Consider the following 1,082-nt stretch of genomic DNA (forward strand, 5'->3'; position numbering starts at 1 on the left):
CTTGAATCTTCAAATCAAATGCAACACCTCGGAGTAGTGAATCTCGTACGGTGTTCGGTAGCCCAGGCGTTTGCGCGGCCTGCGGTTGAGCTTATCGTACACCTCCAGCACCCGCCTTTCGCTGACATCGTCTAAGGACTCGCCTTTCGGGAAGTACTCCCGCAGGAGCCCGTTGGTGTTTTCGTTGGTGCCCCGCTGCCATGGATGGTGGGGCAGGGCGAAGTAGAACTCCACCCCGATCTCGTCGGTGACCTGGGCATGGGCGGCGAATTCCTTGCCCCGGTCCAGCGTCACCGACGCCAGGGGCTGGCCCGCGAGCGACGACGGCATCCTCGCCCGCACGCACTCCGCCGTCTTGCGCCGGCATTTGCCGCCCACGAGGAAGCCGTCGCTGCGGTCCACGAGCGTCAGCAGGCATGCGCCGCCCGCCTTGCCGGCGACCGTGTCCCCCTCCCAATGCCCGGGCTCGCTGCGGAGCTCGGCCGCCTGCGGCCGCTCGGAGATCTCGTGCGTGATCGGGATCCTGCCGCGGCGCTCATCGGGCCCCCGGCGGCGCTTGCCCCTATGCCTGAGCCTCCTTTTGGCCTTGCGGCCGCCGATGCAGCCGTCGAACCTGCCCGCGTGTATGCCGCGGTAGATCGTGGTGTCGCTCACGGGGCTCCTGCCCATCTCCAAGGCGAGGCGCCCCTCTATCTGCTCGGGGGACCACTGCTGCTCCAGGAACTTTTCCCTGACCAGGTCGAACACATGCCCGTCGTCGAGGATGGCCCGTCGGCGGCACGCCTTCCTGCGCTCGTCGTAGCGCCTTTGGGCGGTCGAGGCGCGGTAGGACCGGGCGCACGAGTTACGGCTCAGCTCGCGGGAGACGGTCGACTTGTCGCGCCTTATGGCGCGGGCGATCTCGGAGACGCCCTTCCCGTCCCGGCGCATGATCATGATGTCCTCGCGCTCGTGTAGTGTAAGATGGATGTGGTGGCCCATGGTCCCCTCTTTCGTATGATGTTCTAGGCAAACACCATTCTACCGAGGGCCGTGGGCCGCTGTTCGCTGCGATGCGTTGCATTTAGAGTGAAGATTCAAGC

General features: G+C 65.6%; 1 protein-coding gene. It reads right to left on the minus strand.

Features of this window, described 5'->3' with window-relative positions; genetic code table 11:
* Positions 1–9: 9 nt before the first annotated feature.
* Complete coding sequence (locus ACQRAP_RS08660; protein ID WP_373205034.1) at positions 10–981, minus strand: IS30 family transposase; 972 nt, start codon at positions 979–981, stop codon at positions 10–12.
* Between the last annotated feature and the right edge of the window lie 101 nt (positions 982–1,082).

It is taken from the genome of Collinsella sp. SGI.180 (genome assembly GCF_050313455.1).
Lineage (GTDB): Bacteria > Actinomycetota > Coriobacteriia > Coriobacteriales > Coriobacteriaceae > Collinsella.

What these genes read in the sequence shown, in the direction of transcription:
- ACQRAP_RS08660 (WP_373205034.1), bottom strand. Translation starts at nt 981, where the DNA reads ATGGGCCACCACATCCATCTTACACTACACGAGCGCGAGGACATCATG.